Source organism: Acinetobacter sp. YH01025, assembly GCF_013420185.1.
Lineage (GTDB): Bacteria > Pseudomonadota > Gammaproteobacteria > Pseudomonadales > Moraxellaceae > Acinetobacter > Acinetobacter indicus.
In genome coordinates this window covers 1-15,808 of sequence record NZ_VOYR01000018.1, presented here as the reverse complement: position 1 = coordinate 15,808, position 15,808 = coordinate 1, and the positions used below count along the sequence as shown (strand labels likewise).

Genomic DNA, 15,808 nt, shown 5'->3' with positions numbered 1-15,808 from the left:
AGGTATAGCGCAATGCAACAACTGAATCCATCCGAGATCAGTGCGCTCATTAAACAGCGTATCGGCGATCTGGACACCAGCGCGACCGCTAAAAACGAAGGTACCATTGTTATGGTATCCGACGGTATTGTGCGCATTCACGGTCTTGCTGATGCAATGTACGGTGAAATGATCGAATTCGACGGCGGCTTATACGGTATGGCACTGAACCTAGAACAGGATTCAGTGGGCGTCGTTGTTTTAGGTAACTACTTAGGCCTTCAAGAAGGTCAAAAAGCTCGTTGTACAGGTCGTGTATTAGAAGTTCCGGTTGGTCCAGAACTTTTAGGCCGTGTCGTAGATGCTTTGGGTAACCCAATTGATGGTAAAGGCCCAATTGATGCGAAATTAACTGATGCTGTAGAAAAAGTAGCACCAGGCGTAATTTGGCGTCAATCAGTGGATCAACCTGTACAAACTGGTTATAAATCAGTAGATACAATGATCCCAGTTGGCCGTGGTCAGCGTGAGTTGATCATTGGTGACCGTCAGACTGGTAAAACAGCTATGGCGATCGATGCGATCATCGCTCAGAAAAACTCTGGCATTAAGTGTGTATACGTAGCAATTGGTCAAAAACAATCGACTATCGCGAACGTAGTACGCAAGCTGGAAGAAACTGGCGCTATGGCGTATACCACTGTTGTAGCAGCAGCTGCAGCTGATCCAGCAGCAATGCTGTATCTGGCGCCTTATGCTGGCTGTACAATGGGCGAATACTTCCGTGATCGTGGTGAAGACGCGTTAATTATTTATGATGATTTGTCTAAGCAAGCTGTTGCTTACCGTCAAATTTCATTGCTTCTTCGTCGTCCACCAGGTCGTGAAGCTTACCCAGGTGACGTATTCTATCTACATTCTCGTCTACTTGAACGTGCTTCTCGCGTATCTGCTGACTATGTTGAGAAATTCACTAACGGTGAAGTTAAAGGCCAAACTGGTTCATTAACTGCATTGCCGATTATTGAAACTCAAGCAGGTGACGTATCTGCATTCGTACCGACTAACGTAATTTCGATTACTGATGGTCAGATCTTCCTTGAAACATCATTATTCAACGCGGGTATTCGTCCTGCGGTGAACGCCGGTATTTCTGTATCGCGTGTTGGTGGTTCGGCTCAAACGAAGATCATCAAAAAATTGTCTGGTGGTATCCGTACCGCTTTGGCGCAATACCGTGAATTGGCAGCGTTTGCTCAGTTCGCTTCTGACCTTGACGAAGCAACTCGTAAGCAACTTGAACATGGTCAACGCGTAACTGAGTTAATGAAGCAGAAACAATATGCGCCTTACTCAATTGCTGACCAGGCTGTTTCAGTTTATGCATCTAACGAAGGCTACATGGCTGACGTTGAAGTGAAGAAAATCGTAGACTTTGATGCTGCGTTAATTTCTTACTTCCGTTCAGAGCACGCTGCGTTAATGCAACAAATCGATGAAACTGGTGATTACAACAAAGACATCGAAGCTGCAATCAAAGCAGGTATTGAAAGCTTTAAAGCGACTCAAACTTACTAATTTAGCACTTTGCTAATTAGTGTTGGTTTGGTTCACGGATCAACCTTCGAGGGCTCGAAAGGGCCTTCGAATACTAGGTTAAGCGTATGGCAAACTTAAAAGAAATTCGCGCCAAAGTAGCTAGCATCAAGAGCACGCAGAAGATTACTCGAGCGATGCAAATGGTAGCTGCTTCTAAGATGCGTCGTGCGCAAGAGCGCATGGCTCAAGGCCGTCCGTATGCCGAAAATATGCACCGTGTAATTGCTCATTTGGTACAAGCGAATCCTGAATATAAACACCGTTATATGGTTGAGCGTCCTGTGAAGCGCGTTGGCTATATCATTGTTTCTTCAGATCGTGGTTTGGCAGGCGGTTTGAACATTAACCTGTTCAAAAAAGTGGTCAAACACGTACAACAGCAACAAGAGCAGTCAATTGAAGTTCAATTTGCTTTAATTGGTCAAAAAGCGGTTTCGTTTTTTAAAAACTACGGCGGTAAAGTACTAGGTGCAACTACAAACGTAGGTGATACACCAAGTCTTGAACAGTTATCTGGTTCTGTACAGGTGATGTTAGACGCTTATGATAAAGGCGAGTTAGATCGTATTTATCTGGTGTCCAACGGCTTTGTCAATGCCATGACTCAAAATCAAAAAATCGAACAACTTGTTCCTTTAGCAGCTGCTGAAGAAGACAAGACCCTGAACCGTCAATACGGTTGGGACTATATCTATGAACCAGAAGCAGAAGAACTGCTGAATGGTTTATTGGTTCGTTATATTGAGTCTGTGGTGTATCAAGGTGTGATTGAAAACATCGCTTGTGAGCAATCTGCACGTATGGTCGCAATGAAAGCTGCGACGGATAACGCAGGTGAGCTTATCAAGAACCTACAACTTATTTATAACAAGCTGCGTCAAGCCGCGATTACTCAGGAAATTTCTGAGATCGTTGGTGGTGCCGCTGCCGTTTAACATTATTTTGAATTGAGGAGACAGCAATGAGTAGCGGTCGTATCATTCAGATCATCGGCGCGGTTATCGACGTCGAGTTTGAACGCAACAGCGTTCCTAAGATCTATGACGCTCTTCACGTTGATGGCACTGAAACTACTTTAGAAGTTCAGCAACAACTTGGTGACGGCGTTGTACGTACAATTGCGATGGGATCTACTGAAGGTCTTAAACGTGGTTTGAACGTAACTAACACTAACGCGCCGATCTCTGTACCAGTAGGTACAGCGACACTTGGTCGTATCATGGACGTTCTTGGTCGCCCTATCGACGAAGCTGGTCCAGTTGCAACTGAAGAGCGTTTACCAATTCACCGTCAAGCGCCTTCTTATGCAGAACAAGCGGCTTCTACTGACCTTCTAGAAACTGGTATTAAAGTCATTGACTTACTTTGCCCGTTCGCGAAAGGTGGTAAAGTTGGTCTGTTCGGTGGTGCCGGTGTTGGTAAAACTGTAAACATGATGGAGTTGATCAACAACATCGCTAAAGCGCACTCAGGTTTATCTGTATTCGCTGGTGTTGGTGAGCGTACTCGTGAAGGTAACGACTTCTATCACGAAATGAAAGACTCTAACGTTCTAGACAAAGTAGCAATGGTCTACGGTCAGATGAACGAGCCACCTGGTAACCGTTTACGCGTAGCGTTGACTGGTCTGACGATGGCTGAGTACTTCCGTGATCAAAAAGACGAAAACGGTAAAGGCCGTGACGTATTATTGTTCGTTGACAACATCTACCGTTATACACTAGCAGGTACTGAAGTATCAGCACTTCTAGGCCGTATGCCATCTGCAGTAGGTTATCAGCCTACACTTGCAGAAGAGATGGGTGTTCTTCAAGAACGTATTACATCAACTAAGTCTGGTTCGATTACGTCTATCCAAGCGGTATACGTACCTGCCGATGACTTAACAGATCCATCGCCTGCTACAACGTTCGCTCACTTGGATGCAACTGTTGTATTGAGCCGTGACATCGCTTCTCAAGGTATTTACCCTGCGATCGATCCACTTGACTCAACTTCACGTCAGTTAGATCCACTGGTAGTTGGTACTGAGCATTACGAAATTGCTCGTTCAGTTCAAAACGTTCTTCAACGTTATAAAGAACTGAAAGACATTATCGCAATTCTTGGTATGGACGAATTGTCAGAAGAAGACAAACTTACTGTATACCGTGCACGTAAGATCCAACGTTTCTTCTCTCAACCGTTCCACGTAGCTGAAGTATTTACTGGCGCGCCTGGTAAACTTGTACCGCTTAAAGAAACGATTCGTGGCTTTAAAGGTCTTCTAGCTGGTGAATACGATCACATCCCAGAACAAGCGTTCTATATGGTTGGTGGTATTGACGAAGTGATTGCTAAAGCCGAGAAACTTTAATTAGCTACCTAATTTAGGAGGTTCTCATGGCGACTATGCAATGTGACGTTGTAAGTGTTCAGGAGTCTTTGTACTCTGGCACTGTAACTATGCTAATTGCAAAAGGTGCTGGCGGTGAGTTGGGTATTATGCCTGGCCACGCTCCGCTGGTAACTTTGCTCCAACCTGGCGCGATCCGCGTTATTTTGGAAAATGGTACAGAAGAATTAATCTATGTATCTGGTGGTGTTCTAGAAGTTCAACCGCACGTTGTTACGGTTCTTGCAGATACTGCAGTCCGTGCAGAAAACTTGGATGAAGCGGCAATTATTGAAGCGCGTAAACACGCTGAACAATTGCTGGCGAATCAAAAGAGCGATTTGGACGCTGCTGCTGCTTTGGCTGCTTTGGCAGAAACTGCTGCACAGTTGGAAACGATCCGCAAAATCAAAAACCGCGCAATGTAATTGCTGGTTTAAGATTGAAAAAACCACCCGAAAGGGTGGTTTTTTTATGAATACTATTTAATGGAATGTATTAGTAAATAACTTATATATTTGTTATATTTCATCCTCTTACAAAATAAATAAGGGGAATTTGGGGTGTCAAATAAAATTATTTTACCGCTATTATTATCATTAGGTTTTGTTGGTTGTGCTTCGGTTCCGAAAGCAGATCCACAAGCAGTGCAGCAACAAAAAAAGATTCAAGCGCCACAAGCAGGTCAAGCAGGAATCTATGTGTACCGCTCGAATAGCGTTGTAGGTGCAGGACTCAAGAAAGATATTTGGGTTAATGGTGAGTGCTTGGGTGAAACTGCACGTGGTGTTTATTTTTATACAGAGGTAGAAGGTGGTAAAACACATATTGTGTCTACAGAATCAGAGTTTTCTCCTAATCACCTGAACGTAACTACACAAAGTGGGAAAAACTATTATGTTCAACAATACATTAAACCAGGTGTATTTGTTGGTGGTGCAAACGTAAAATTGGTTGATGAGACTGAAGGTCAGCAGGCGATTGAAAAATACAGTTTGGCAGTAGGCGGCAAATGTTCTAAGCCTTTTATTCAACTTCCTAAATAATAATTTCCACATCTGTGTTTGCGGTTGCTGCAAGGTGTAAATCGCAAACACTTGCTTTTGATCTAAAGACTTTCTTCATCTTTACTTAACCCAGCTCTATATCCATTTTTCCAAACCCTGATAATTTCATTGTTTAATTTTTCATAAAAATAGCCTGAAACATGCCAAGCTGTTCTCATAAAAATAGAATTTAGAGCTGTTCAGGATATTCCTTATGCTCACCACCCTGATAAGTCGCAAAACGTGGCTGCTTGCGTTCAAACACCGGTGCCGGACTCGGCCATGGCCATTCACCAAAATGGGTGTCGCGGTAACGTTTAAAGGCAGCGTTCAGTTCATCTTCGCTATTCAGTACAAACGGTCCGCGCATGGCTACCGGTGCACCAATTGGCTCACCTTCAAGCCATAGAATCCGGGATTCAAGTAGTCCGCCTTTTAAATGAATCTCGGCATCCGATTTCAATTCGGCCAGATGTTTCACGTCCATCTGCTGACCTTCAAGCTCTAAACTCTTACCCTGATAGAAATAACAGAAGCGGGTCGAGCTGGCGCTAGTGGCTGGAATAGTGACTTCAGCTTCGGGCGCTAGGGTAATCAGGTAAATATTCACCTTGTTTTCAGCGGGTGCTGCCCATGAATGAGGTGGACGTGGTAGGGCATCAGTTTCTTTAAACTGGCCGGAAATCACCCGGATATCAGCTTTTTGGCCTGCCGTATTGGCTTCAATTACATGCGGAATCTGCTCGCGCCATAACATTTTATAATCAGCAGGCTGCTGTTTCTGCTCAGGCGATGAATTAAACCAGATCTGGAACAGTTCCATCGGGTTGGCTTGGTCTTCATGCACGAGTGGAAACATCTCGCAGTGTTCGACGCCATTGCCGGTGGTCAGCCATTGCACATCTCCAGCGGCATAGCGACCGGCATTGCCGAGTGAATCAAAATGATCGACCACACCTTGTTCCACTAAGGTAATGGTTTCAAAACCGGTATGTGGGTGCTCAGGGAAACCGGGCACCACATTGCCATAATACATATTGTATTCTTTATTTTGTGGTGGCGTTTGCGGACCCAGTTGGGCATTGCCAGCCGGAAAATGATCCAGATGATGGGCACAGAAGATAAATGGATCTTTCAGATCTAAACGGAATGTCACCGGTACAACAGAATAAATCAGTGGATGCTGCATGGCAGACCTCTTATTTTTAAATGAACTCATTATTTTTTTTAAATTTTAACCATCAGAATCAGACCAGAAACTGTCTGAATCAGACAAGCTCACCACCCAGATGGGCAGTGAGCCCGAGGATCAGGATTCAGTTGCTGCCTGATTTTCAGTATCAGTGTTTGCGCTTTCAGTATTTTCAGCATTCTCTGACTGTAACAGGATGCTGGCCAGTTTCACCATCTCAGATTGTACTGTGCCCATCTGCTGCTGAATTTTGGCAAAGTCGACTTTGCTGAGGTCAATCTGACCATTTAAAAATGGCGAAGCCAGAACCTGTTCATTGGCTTGCAGAATGTTCTGGCGAATATTGTCAATTTCCTGACTTTTTAAATTCAAACTGTTTAAGGCGCTATTAAAGCCCTGTAATTGCTGTTGCAATTTGCTGGCTGCGCTTTGTAGCTGTTGATGATCCTGACTGTTGACGGCCTGTTGCAGCTCGGTCTGGGTCTGGCGTAACTGCTCGACATACTCACCGGCTTTCAGCTGCATATCGGCCACATCGCGCACAATATAAAACATATTGCCGCTTTTTAAATCGGCTTGTGGCGCTGGGCTTTGCTGCTGGGAGGTGATTTCGGTATCCGGATCGGCTTCCGAAACCGGAGCGCTGGGCTGGTCACAACCGACCAGCAGTAGACCTGAGCTCAACAGACCCAAGGGCAGGAGAAAATGGGAAAAGGCGCGTTTCATGGCAAGATCAATCACAATTTTTATCTTGCAGTTTAATATAGGGGCTTTAATTAAATAAAAAACAGATTGTTGCAAAGCAATAACAATTTTCCAGGGCAAACAGGCGGTGTGATTAGCGTGGCTTATGGATGTCTAGATCTATAAAAAAAGAGGGCCGCGACCCTCTTTGTTACTGTAAACAATTAACGCGCCAGTTCGGCATTAATCGCATCGACAATACGTGGGTCATCGGCCTGAATATCTGGGGCAAAACGTGCCACCACTTCGCCTTCTTTATTGATCAGGAATTTCTCGAAGTTCCATAGCACTTCGGGTGGTTCATTTGGGGTCAGACCATAATCCACCAGATCTTTCCACCACGGGCCTTCACCGATTCGCTCAGGAATGGCTTGAGTCAGGCGGGCATATAGCGGATGTTTATCTTCACCCACTACCGAAATTTTGGCAAATAACGGGAAATCTACCTGATAATTCAGCGAACAGAACTGCTGGATTTCTTCATTGCTGCCGGGTTCCTGCGCCAGAAAGTCATTGGCCGGGAAGCCCAGAATTTCCAGACCTTGTTCTTTTTTCTGCTGATAAAGCTTTTGCAGACCTTCATATTGCGGCGTCAGACCGCATTTAGAAGCCACGTTTACAATCAGCAGCACCTTGCCTTGATACTGGTTCAGTGTGGTTTCTTCACCCTGAATGGTCACGACCGGAATGTCATATACAGATGCCATGTGTTTATCCTAAAGTGATTTATTGTCGTTCTCTGTTGTAACGGGCTTTGCCCAATCCCGCAAGACCTATTGCTGCGGCTTTTGGCAGATTTTTGTATAGCGCTGTGTCAATGCGGCATATTTTAAGCAGGTGCGGAATCCCAGCAAAGTGGAGTGATGGAGCAATTTGAACGCAGCACAAGATTTCACCATCGCGAACTGCCCCAAAGCAGTTAAATTGGACTAGAATGAGGGCACAAGGAAAGTTTAAAAATAAAGTGAAAAGGCATTCATTCAGCGCAGGAAGCAGCGTCTACTTCAGGCCGATCGACTCAACAAGGAACAGAATATGACACAGCAAGAAAAAATGCTGTCTTGGGCCATTCTTTTACCGGTCAGCGCGGTACTGATCTGGTCACTGAATATTGTCGTGACCCGCTATGTGACCGACTTTATCTCGCCGGTGAGCATCAGTTTTTATCGCTGGTTTTTTGCCTTTCTGATTCTGACCCCGTTTATTTTGCCGCGGGTGATCCGTGAACGCGCCCTGATTGTACCGCATCTGAAACAGCTGGCAGTGCTGAGTGCCTTTGGACTGGTGCTGTATCAGGGACTGGCCTATACCGCTGCGCATTACACCACCGCCACCAATATGGGCATTATTAATGCCTTTATTCCGATTTTTACCATTTTTGTGTCGATGCTGATTCTGCGCGATATTCCGAATCGCTACGCCATTATTGGCAGCCTGTTGTCCTTTGCCGGGCTAATCTATGTGATGGGGCAGGGCAATCCTTGGGGCTTGCTGCATGCCGGTGGTCAGTGGGGCGATCTGCTGATGATTATTGCCGTGTTTTTCTATGCCTTTTACGGGGTTTTTCTGAAAAAATGGCAGCTGCAGATTCCGTTAATGCTGAGCCTGTATGTGCAGATTCTGTTTGCACTGCTGTATCACCTGCCGTTTGTGGCCTGGTTGGGTCTTGATGCTATCAATATGGCCAATGCCGGCAGCGTGATCTACGCCAGTATTTTCCCTTCATTAATTGCCCCTTTGGTGTGGATGATGGCGATTCAGCGTCTGGGACCGAACCGCACCAGTATCTTTATGAACCTGATGCCGGTGTTTACCGCTTTAATTGCCTTTGTCTGGTTAAAAGAGGCCTGGACCATTTATCACAGTATTGGTGGGGCGATTATTCTGTTCGGAATTGTGCTGGCCCAGAAAAAAACTGTGGCGCCAGTGCTGCTGAAAGCTAAATAATTGCCTAAAAAACGAACAAACAAACTTAATTTTTTGCTTGAATGATCTCGTGAATAAAGGCAAATAGACTTTAGTCGAGGAGAGTAGCTTTTAGCTTCTTTAAAAAGCACTTTAAAAAGAGCAAGATAATTTGAACTTTTTCAAATAATGGTTGATTAATCATAGGTTTAAGCTGCTTTTTAAGAGCTAAAATATATTTGTTTTTTTTAAACTGTTCACCCATAATACGCTCCATCGCAGATCAGCGACTGTTGCTGATTTGCCCAGAGATTTCGATACCCTCTGGATGTGATTGATACACATCCTTTTTTATGCTCAACCATCCCTATATGGTTGAGCTTTTTTTTGCCTGAAATTTCTTTCATTTCTGGCCCGATCTTCAGTCACGAATCACGGCACCGGTTTCAGCATCCAGAATACGGCTAGGTAACTGGCTGAGTCCCAAATCGCCATTTAAATAATTCAGCTGATTGCCAAAATACTGGCTGGCCTCTTGCAGGGAGCGCGCCGGTTCCTGTCCGGCCGGATTGGCACTGGTCGATACAATAAAGCCGCTAAAGGCATGACATAGCGCGACACAGAGCGGATGCGTGGTTACACGTACCGCGACTTTAGGATGCTGGCCTTTAATCCAGCTGGGAATATGCTCACCTGCCGGCAACAACCAGGTGGTAGCACGCTCTGCGGGTGGATTGAGCCAGGAGTCGATCACCTGTTGACGCTGTGGTTCGGCCAGGTTGTGCAGCAAATGTTCTACCTGGGAAATATGACCTGCCAATAAAATCACGCCTTTTTCAATCGGACGCTGTTTCAGTTGCAGAATCTGCATAAATGCATCTTGGTTATACGGGTCACAGCCGAGACCCCAAACTGCCTCTGTAGGATAGGCCAGCACCTGTCCTTGCTGTAGACAAGTGGCTGCTTCGGCAACAGAGGTTGTAATCATGTGGTACACCTTTCGAGGTTATGCGGGGTGTACTATTGTGAACCTTATTGCGATGGACGACAACGCAGATATAGCCCCGATTGCTGCATTGCCATCCCGAGCAGCTCCAGTTCCATTAACTGAGCGGTTAAATGGGCGGTTTCCTGTTGCAGTTCGCTGGCCAGCTGGTCCATATTTTTACCGACCCAGTCCAGCTGGCTGTATAGGGCCAACAGATGTTCGGGTAAGGTCGGGTGGGCAGCTGCAGATGCTGTAGCGGATAAGGTCGCCTGCTGCTGGCTCAGCCATTGGGTTGGCAAGGCCAGATCTTCAATGACCTGTTCCGGATGATCGACCAGAATTGCACCTTCCCGAATCAGTTGATGGCAGCCCTGATGAAATTCACTGTAGATATGACCGGGAATGGCAAACACGGTTTTGCCCTGTTCAGCTGCCAGTTTGGCGGTAATCAGCGAGCCACTGTCCAGCGTGGCTTCGGCCACAATTACTCCCAGGCTAAGTCCACTGACAATGCGGTTGCGCCGTGGAAAATGCTGCTGTAGCGGTTTAGTCTGGGGCAGGAACTCACTGATAATAGTGCCATGCCGTTGCAGAATCTGGTCACGCAGGCCCTGATGTGTGGCTGGGTAGGTGAGGTCGAGACCAGTACCCATCACGGCAATGGTACGTTGATGTTTCAAGCCACCCTGATGGGCTGCTTCATCAATGCCTTGCGCCAGGCCACTGTTAATAAAAAAGCCTTTTTCACTTAAATAATAGGCAAAGTCATAAGCCACCTGCCGGCCATGCGGACTGGCTTTGCGACTGCCGACAATTGCCACTTGCGGCTGAAGTAAAGGTTGTGCCTGTCCTTGGCCAAATAAAATTGGTGGCTTGTCGGTATAGGGCAGCAGTTGGGTGGGGTAACCGACATCTTCGGGAATAAGAATAAAATCGGTATGTTGCTGGACGCGCTGCAGCAAGTGCTGGAAGTCGGCTTGTGCCTGTGCTTGATGAAAATCCCGTGCGCGTTGCAGATGGTTCTGATGCAGTCCCAGTTCTGCCCAGCGCTGCAGGTTGCCGGCTTCGGTGGCCGCAGCGGCCGAACCGAAGTGCCGGATTAATTTATAAAAGCTGGGGAGTGAATGCTGAACCAGATACCACAGGCGAATCGTTGCGAGATGACCGGGTGATATCGTATTCAGCATGGCTCATCCCTCAGTCTTAATCTTCCATAATCGGTGGCTGAATACCGGCCCCGACTTTAATTGGTAGTTCGCTGTCCAGAATATAGGCATAGCTGAGCTGGTCAAAGGTTTTAAAGACCATGGCATAGCCAATACGCTCGCCTGGCAGCTGCACCCGTTCACGGGTTTTCGGATCGGTGACCACTTCGCCTTTTTGAGTTACCGCAAATACATGACCGGATTGCACGCCGTGCGCCTGACCACGGTCAATGGTGACCACACTGTGTTTAGCTGCGGTACCAATTGAACCCATCACGCGTACCACCTGGCCATCTGCTGCAATGTGTTCGGCATTGGTCGGGTAGAATAGGGTTGGTAACATCGGGTCATATTCTGGCAGCACACGATCGCCACGACGCACTTCGGCATTGTAGGTATCGGTCAGTTCCAGGGTGGTAATATCATTTTCACCGCGTACTGCAATACCGGATGCAACCTGAGTCAGCTCCAGACCGGCATTGTATTTTTTACCGTTGGCATCGGTGAAGATATACGGTTCGCCTTCACGATACACAGCATAACGCTGGCCAACTTGCAGACCCTGACCGCGGGCATAGACATTCTGGCCTTTGGCTGCCAGGACACGCTGATCCGCCGTGCCTAAAATATAAGGCGTCTGTTGCAAAGATTCAGGGGCAATAATGCTGGTACGTTCCAGCCAGTGCTGGATGTACTCCAGTGGAATCACCGGAATGGTATTGTTGAGTGACTCGACCCGGATTTGCGGCTGCAGGCTGGTGGTGTTACCGGTATAACGACGGATAATACCTTCACAGCCATCACCTTCATCTTTACCAATGATCGGGCGGCCATCATAGGTACACATCAGCAGGCGATCTCCCGGGAAAATCCAGTGCGGATTTTTCACGTGCTTGTTGCTGGCCCAGATTTCACGCCAGCGCAGCGGGTTTTGCAGAAACTTCTTGGAAATATCCCACAGCGTATCGCCTTTTTTCACCACATACACATTTGGTGCATTGGCCTGTAAGGTCGGTGGGTTGATATTGCGTGCCGGTGCGGCCTGTACAGTACTGACTGCGCCCACCCCAAAACTGAAACAGACAGCAAGTGCCAGCGCCTGCTGTTTTAACCCCAAGGCACGAAAAGAAGATGTGCCCTTCAAAACCTTTTTCATTATCATAATTCCTAAAATTATGTATGTAGTTGCGTTATAATAACGATCTTACATACATTTTTTCGATGAAGCATTCCTTCATTCGGTTATTTGACCAATGGCAAAGCTGAGGACGTAATATGGCCTTATTACCTATTTTAAGTTTCCCCGATCCCCGTCTTCGTACCATTGCACAACCCGTCGAAGAAGTTACTGATGAAATTCGTCAGCTCGCCGCAGATATGTTTGAAACCATGTATGAAGCGCCCGGCATCGGGCTGGCTGCAACGCAGGTTGACCGTCATATTCAGCTGATTGTTATGGATCTGTCTGAAAACAAAGACCAACCGATGGTATTCATTAACCCCAAAATTACCCCATTGACTGAAGAAACCCAGCCTTATGAAGAAGGCTGCTTGTCAGTGCCTCAAATATACGACAAAGTTGAGCGTCCGTCACGTGTAAAAATTGAGGCAATTAACCTTGAAGGTCAAGCATTTGAGTTAGAAGCGGACGGACTTCTCGCTGTCTGTATCCAACATGAAATGGATCACTTAAATGGTAAGCTTTTTGTCGATTATCTGTCGCCATTAAAGCGCCAGCGTGCCCGTGAAAAAGTCGAAAAAGTGGTGCGTCAGCGTCAGAAAGTGGCGGTTAAACGCTAAACAGCCCTGCGACCAAAAGATCAGGACAAAACAGCCCAATTTCGATTGGGCTTTGTTATACTTGGGCCAGTCAAAAGCAGGAATATATGTTTGTTGATTCGTAGTGGTTTACTGCTCTCACTGATGGCAGTATTTTTACAGATTGCTGTTTTTTTACAGCCTTTGCTGCCGAAAGCCTATCAGGTGGCACCGGTCTGTGAAACCATTACGCGTGCGCTTTTATTGCCGGTTGATCATTCAGCGCATGGACATGCCCATTCCGAACATCTGTACAGTCAGCATCAACCAGTCATTTCAGATGACGGGCATAATCATCATGATGCCAATCATCAATGCCAGTACTGTACCGTGTACGGCAATCTCGTTTTACCGCCAGAACTCAGTGTGAAAGAAGTGCTTGATCGTATTCAAGTGCGTTTTATCGCTTTTGAAAAAGCTTTCCAGCATGTCTGGTTTGCACTGCAACGACTATTTCTTATTCCTCAGGGTAGGGCACCGCCACTGTTTGCATAAAACCGCGTTTGTTTTGCTTGGGTCTTGAATGACTTAAGCCGTGTTTTATATGTATTCCAGTGAGAAATGAAAAATGGCTCAGCCAAAATTCTTTTTACAGCCTCTTGCGGCTGCGATTTGTGTTGCTTGTTATTCACCAGTTGTGTTTGCAGAAACCCCAACACCCGTCCAAAGTCTGGCACCTATTGTGATGACTGCGCATCAGGGCAATGATGCCAACGGCCTGATTGTCCGTGCCGATCCGAAACAGCCAATTCAACCGATTCCAGCCACCGATGGTGCAGATTATCTGCAAAGTATTGTCGGTTTTAGCGCGGTCAACAGTGGCGCCGGCACCAATGGCGATGTAACTTTCCGGGGCATGTTTGGTTCGCGGATTAAAATTCTGACCGATGGCACAGAAAACCTGGGTGCCTGTCCGAGTCGTATGGATTCACCGACCTCCTATATTTCACCAGAAAGTTATGACCAGATTTCGGTAATTAAAGGCCCACAAACCGTGCAATATGCCAATACCGGTTCAGCTGCCACCGTGATTTTTGAGCGCCGTCCGGAACAGTTTGATGAAGATCAGCACTATCGTGGTCAACTGAGTGTGCTGGCCGGTTCATTTGGCCGTCTGGACCATAATATTGAGGTTGCAGCAGGCGACGAGCAGAAATATATTCGCCTAAATAGCAACCGTTCGGTATCGAATAGCTATCAGGATGGTGAGGGCAATACCGTGCCATCGGACTGGGAACGTTGGAATGCTGATGTAGCACTGGGCTGGACCCCGGATGCAGACACCTGGGTTGAATTGACCGGAGGGAAAGCCGATGGTGAAGCGGTGTATGCTGGCCGGATGATGGATGGTTCCAAATTTGCCCGTGAAAGTCTGGGTTTACGCATTGAAAAACAGAACATCACTGATGTGATCAAGAAAATTGAAGCGCAGATTAACTATAACTTTAATGATCATGTGATGGACAATTATAGTCTGCGTAAAGTGGGAATGGCAGAACACCACATGACTAAAGAGCTGGTAGAAGCTAAATCTGCCATGAATGTGACTCGCCGTACTTTAAATGCCCGAATGGCCGTCACTCATGAATGGGAAAAGTTGCAGTTTATTACCGGTGTGGATAGCCAGAATAATAAACATGGCAAAGGGATGTATTCTGCAACCATGCCAGGTATGAACTCGCCTGTTAAAACAGATATGGAGTTTCAGTCTTATGGTGGTTTTGGTGAGTTGAGCTATCAACTCAACGATCATAATAAGTTGGTTTCAGGTGTGCGTGTTGATCAGGTCGAAGTAGACGCAGTACAAACGGCTCAACAACGTAAAGAAACCTTACCAAGCGGTTTTATTCGTTTGGAAAATCAACATCCGCACCATGATGCCAAAACGTATGTCGGTTTGGGTTATGTCGAGCGTATGCCGGATTATTGGGAATTGTTTAGCCCTGTTAAAGGTAATGGTAGTGACAATACCTTTAAGAGTATTGATACTGAAAAAACACTTCAGCTTGATTTGGGTTATCAGCATGAACATGGTGCATTCAGCTCTTGGGCATCGGCTTATGTTGGTTTGGTTCAAGATTTTATCTTGACCAAGTACAATGCAAACAATAAAGCTGAAACGCGAAATGTGGATGCAACGATTGCAGGTACAGAAGTTGGTATAGGTTATCAATTTACCGATGCTTTGCAGGCAGATGTGAGCGCAATGTATGCGTGGGGTGAAAACACCACAAACAATACGCCGTTACCACAAATTTCACCTTTGGAAGGGCGTTTAAATCTGCGTTATGTGCAGGATAAATATACTTTAGGCGCATTATTACGTGTAGTAGATGGTCAAAGTCGTATCAGTGAGCGTGAAGGAAATATCGTGGGTTATGATGTGAAGGAGAGCAGTGGCTTTGGTGTACTATCTTTAAACGGCAGTTATAACCTAAATAAAAGTGTTGATGTGTCTGTGGGCATTGATAACGTATTGGATAAAACTTATACCGAGCATCTAAACAAAATGGGTGCATCAGGTACAGGTTTACCAACCGATCAGCAATTTAATAATATTGGTCGTAACTATTGGGCACGTATTAGTATGAAGTTCTAATTAGAACTTCATTTAAACCAAAAGCAGGGCTTCGGCTCTGCTTTTTGCTTTTCTATAAGAATAATTATATATAAAACATTGAGTTATATTTGAAATTTGTGTTTTAAAAATTAAGCAAATTTTTCTTAAAATAAATTTATAATATAAAACAGTGAGTTATATGTTTTTGGGTTTATAAAATAAACACCCGATATATTTCTTTTGAAAAAGGGGTTGCGCGTTAAAATAATTGGCCTATAATGCACATCCATCGGCGGTGATGTTGATAAAAACTTGTTGATAAACAAGGATTTAGCTAAAATGGTTGAGTTCTGGTTTAGGTGGTAAGTTTAGAAATAAAATCAACATTGTATATTGTA

General features: G+C 45.7%; 16 protein-coding genes. 9 read left to right on the top strand and 7 right to left on the bottom strand.

The window, feature by feature from the left end:
- The first annotated feature begins 12 nt into the window (after positions 1-12).
- The 5 genes from atpA (at position 13) to FTT89_RS13645 (ending at position 4,998) form a co-directional block, all read left to right on the top strand.
- The gene (atpA, locus tag FTT89_RS13665) at positions 13-1,557 is read left to right on the top strand and encodes a F0F1 ATP synthase subunit alpha (protein ID WP_005181412.1); all 1,545 of its coding nucleotides are present in this window, start codon (positions 13-15) and stop codon (positions 1,555-1,557) included.
- Between the two features lie 86 nt (positions 1,558-1,643).
- Positions 1,644-2,513: a F0F1 ATP synthase subunit gamma gene (gene atpG / locus FTT89_RS13660; RefSeq protein ID WP_005181426.1), complete on the top strand. Its 870-nt coding sequence runs from the start codon at positions 1,644-1,646 to the stop codon at positions 2,511-2,513.
- A 26-nt stretch (positions 2,514-2,539) separates the two neighbouring features.
- Positions 2,540-3,934, top strand: a complete 1,395-nt coding sequence (gene atpD, locus FTT89_RS13655; protein WP_104490036.1) for a F0F1 ATP synthase subunit beta — start codon at positions 2,540-2,542, stop codon at positions 3,932-3,934.
- A 26-nt stretch (positions 3,935-3,960) separates the two neighbouring features.
- The gene (locus FTT89_RS13650; RefSeq protein WP_005181432.1) at positions 3,961-4,380 is read left to right on the top strand and encodes a F0F1 ATP synthase subunit epsilon; all 420 of its coding nucleotides are present in this window, start codon (positions 3,961-3,963) and stop codon (positions 4,378-4,380) included.
- Between the two features lie 135 nt (positions 4,381-4,515).
- Positions 4,516-4,998: a DUF2846 domain-containing protein gene (locus tag FTT89_RS13645; protein ID WP_168370299.1), complete on the top strand. Its 483-nt coding sequence runs from the start codon at positions 4,516-4,518 to the stop codon at positions 4,996-4,998.
- Positions 4,999-5,188: 190 nt separating this feature from the next.
- Here FTT89_RS13645 and FTT89_RS13640 read toward each other — a convergent pair whose 3' ends face one another.
- The 3 genes from FTT89_RS13640 to FTT89_RS13630 all read right to left on the bottom strand — a co-directional run bounded on the left by FTT89_RS13640 (position 5,189) and on the right by FTT89_RS13630 (position 7,641).
- Positions 5,189-6,187 carry a pirin family protein gene (locus FTT89_RS13640; protein WP_168370300.1) on the bottom strand — a complete coding sequence of 333 codons (999 nt, stop codon included), beginning with the start codon at positions 6,185-6,187 and terminating at the stop codon, positions 5,189-5,191.
- Between the two features lie 120 nt (positions 6,188-6,307).
- On the bottom strand, positions 6,308-6,916 hold the full coding sequence (locus tag FTT89_RS13635) for a hypothetical protein (RefSeq protein ID WP_005181443.1): 609 nt from the start codon (positions 6,914-6,916) through the stop codon (positions 6,308-6,310).
- Between the two features lie 182 nt (positions 6,917-7,098).
- Positions 7,099-7,641 carry a glutathione peroxidase gene (locus FTT89_RS13630; RefSeq protein WP_005181445.1) on the bottom strand — a complete coding sequence of 181 codons (543 nt, stop codon included), beginning with the start codon at positions 7,639-7,641 and terminating at the stop codon, positions 7,099-7,101.
- A gap of 328 nt (positions 7,642-7,969) precedes the next feature.
- Here FTT89_RS13630 and FTT89_RS13625 point away from each other — a divergent pair, with 328 nt between their 5' ends.
- A complete protein-coding gene (locus FTT89_RS13625; RefSeq protein WP_005181447.1) occupies positions 7,970-8,881 on the top strand; it encodes a DMT family transporter in 912 nt (303 codons plus the stop codon).
- A 70-nt stretch (positions 8,882-8,951) separates the two neighbouring features.
- Here FTT89_RS13625 and FTT89_RS14595 read toward each other — a convergent pair whose 3' ends face one another.
- From FTT89_RS14595 to FTT89_RS13605, 4 genes are all read right to left on the bottom strand, one after another.
- Positions 8,952-9,104 carry a hypothetical protein gene (locus tag FTT89_RS14595; protein WP_228152267.1) on the bottom strand — a complete coding sequence of 51 codons (153 nt, stop codon included), beginning with the start codon at positions 9,102-9,104 and terminating at the stop codon, positions 8,952-8,954.
- Positions 9,105-9,260: 156 nt separating this feature from the next.
- Positions 9,261-9,827 (bottom strand): L-threonylcarbamoyladenylate synthase, encoded by a 567-nt coding sequence (locus FTT89_RS13615; RefSeq protein WP_005181449.1) that lies wholly within the window; start codon positions 9,825-9,827, stop codon positions 9,261-9,263.
- Between the two features lie 44 nt (positions 9,828-9,871).
- Entirely contained in the window at positions 9,872-11,014 is a 1,143-nt protein-coding gene (gene dprA, locus FTT89_RS13610) for a DNA-processing protein DprA (RefSeq protein ID WP_005181456.1), read from the bottom strand.
- 16 nt (positions 11,015-11,030) lie between these two features.
- The gene (locus tag FTT89_RS13605) at positions 11,031-12,188 is read right to left on the bottom strand and encodes a LysM peptidoglycan-binding domain-containing protein (RefSeq protein WP_016658990.1); all 1,158 of its coding nucleotides are present in this window, start codon (positions 12,186-12,188) and stop codon (positions 11,031-11,033) included.
- Between the two features lie 119 nt (positions 12,189-12,307).
- Here FTT89_RS13605 and def point away from each other — a divergent pair, with 119 nt between their 5' ends.
- The 3 genes from def to FTT89_RS13590 all read left to right on the top strand — a co-directional run bounded on the left by def (position 12,308) and on the right by FTT89_RS13590 (position 15,449).
- Positions 12,308-12,832 carry a peptide deformylase gene (gene def / locus FTT89_RS13600; RefSeq protein WP_005181462.1) on the top strand — a complete coding sequence of 175 codons (525 nt, stop codon included), beginning with the start codon at positions 12,308-12,310 and terminating at the stop codon, positions 12,830-12,832.
- A 90-nt stretch (positions 12,833-12,922) separates the two neighbouring features.
- A complete protein-coding gene (locus tag FTT89_RS13595) occupies positions 12,923-13,345 on the top strand; it encodes a DUF2946 family protein (RefSeq protein WP_016658991.1) in 423 nt (140 codons plus the stop codon).
- Between the two features lie 73 nt (positions 13,346-13,418).
- A complete protein-coding gene (locus FTT89_RS13590) occupies positions 13,419-15,449 on the top strand; it encodes a TonB-dependent copper receptor (RefSeq protein WP_168370301.1) in 2,031 nt (676 codons plus the stop codon).
- Positions 15,450-15,808 lie beyond the last annotated feature (359 nt).

Coding starts and splice junctions, on each gene's coding strand:
- atpA (WP_005181412.1), top strand. CDS start 13: ATGCAACAACTGAATCCATCCGAGATCAGTGCGCTCATTAAACAGCGT.
- atpG (WP_005181426.1), top strand. CDS start 1,644: ATGGCAAACTTAAAAGAAATTCGCGCCAAAGTAGCTAGCATCAAGAGC.
- atpD (WP_104490036.1), top strand. CDS start 2,540: ATGAGTAGCGGTCGTATCATTCAGATCATCGGCGCGGTTATCGACGTC.
- FTT89_RS13650 (WP_005181432.1), top strand. CDS start 3,961: ATGGCGACTATGCAATGTGACGTTGTAAGTGTTCAGGAGTCTTTGTAC.
- FTT89_RS13640 (WP_168370300.1), bottom strand. CDS start 6,187: ATGCAGCATCCACTGATTTATTCTGTTGTACCGGTGACATTCCGTTTA.
- FTT89_RS13635 (WP_005181443.1), bottom strand. CDS start 6,916: ATGAAACGCGCCTTTTCCCATTTTCTCCTGCCCTTGGGTCTGTTGAGC.
- FTT89_RS13630 (WP_005181445.1), bottom strand. CDS start 7,641: ATGGCATCTGTATATGACATTCCGGTCGTGACCATTCAGGGTGAAGAA.
- FTT89_RS13625 (WP_005181447.1), top strand. CDS start 7,970: ATGACACAGCAAGAAAAAATGCTGTCTTGGGCCATTCTTTTACCGGTC.
- FTT89_RS14595 (WP_228152267.1), bottom strand. CDS start 9,104: ATGGGTGAACAGTTTAAAAAAAACAAATATATTTTAGCTCTTAAAAAG.
- FTT89_RS13615 (WP_005181449.1), bottom strand. CDS start 9,827: ATGATTACAACCTCTGTTGCCGAAGCAGCCACTTGTCTACAGCAAGGA.
- dprA (WP_005181456.1), bottom strand. CDS start 11,014: ATGCTGAATACGATATCACCCGGTCATCTCGCAACGATTCGCCTGTGG.
- FTT89_RS13605 (WP_016658990.1), bottom strand. CDS start 12,188: ATGAAAAAGGTTTTGAAGGGCACATCTTCTTTTCGTGCCTTGGGGTTA.
- def (WP_005181462.1), top strand. CDS start 12,308: ATGGCCTTATTACCTATTTTAAGTTTCCCCGATCCCCGTCTTCGTACC.
- FTT89_RS13590 (WP_168370301.1), top strand. CDS start 13,419: ATGGCTCAGCCAAAATTCTTTTTACAGCCTCTTGCGGCTGCGATTTGT.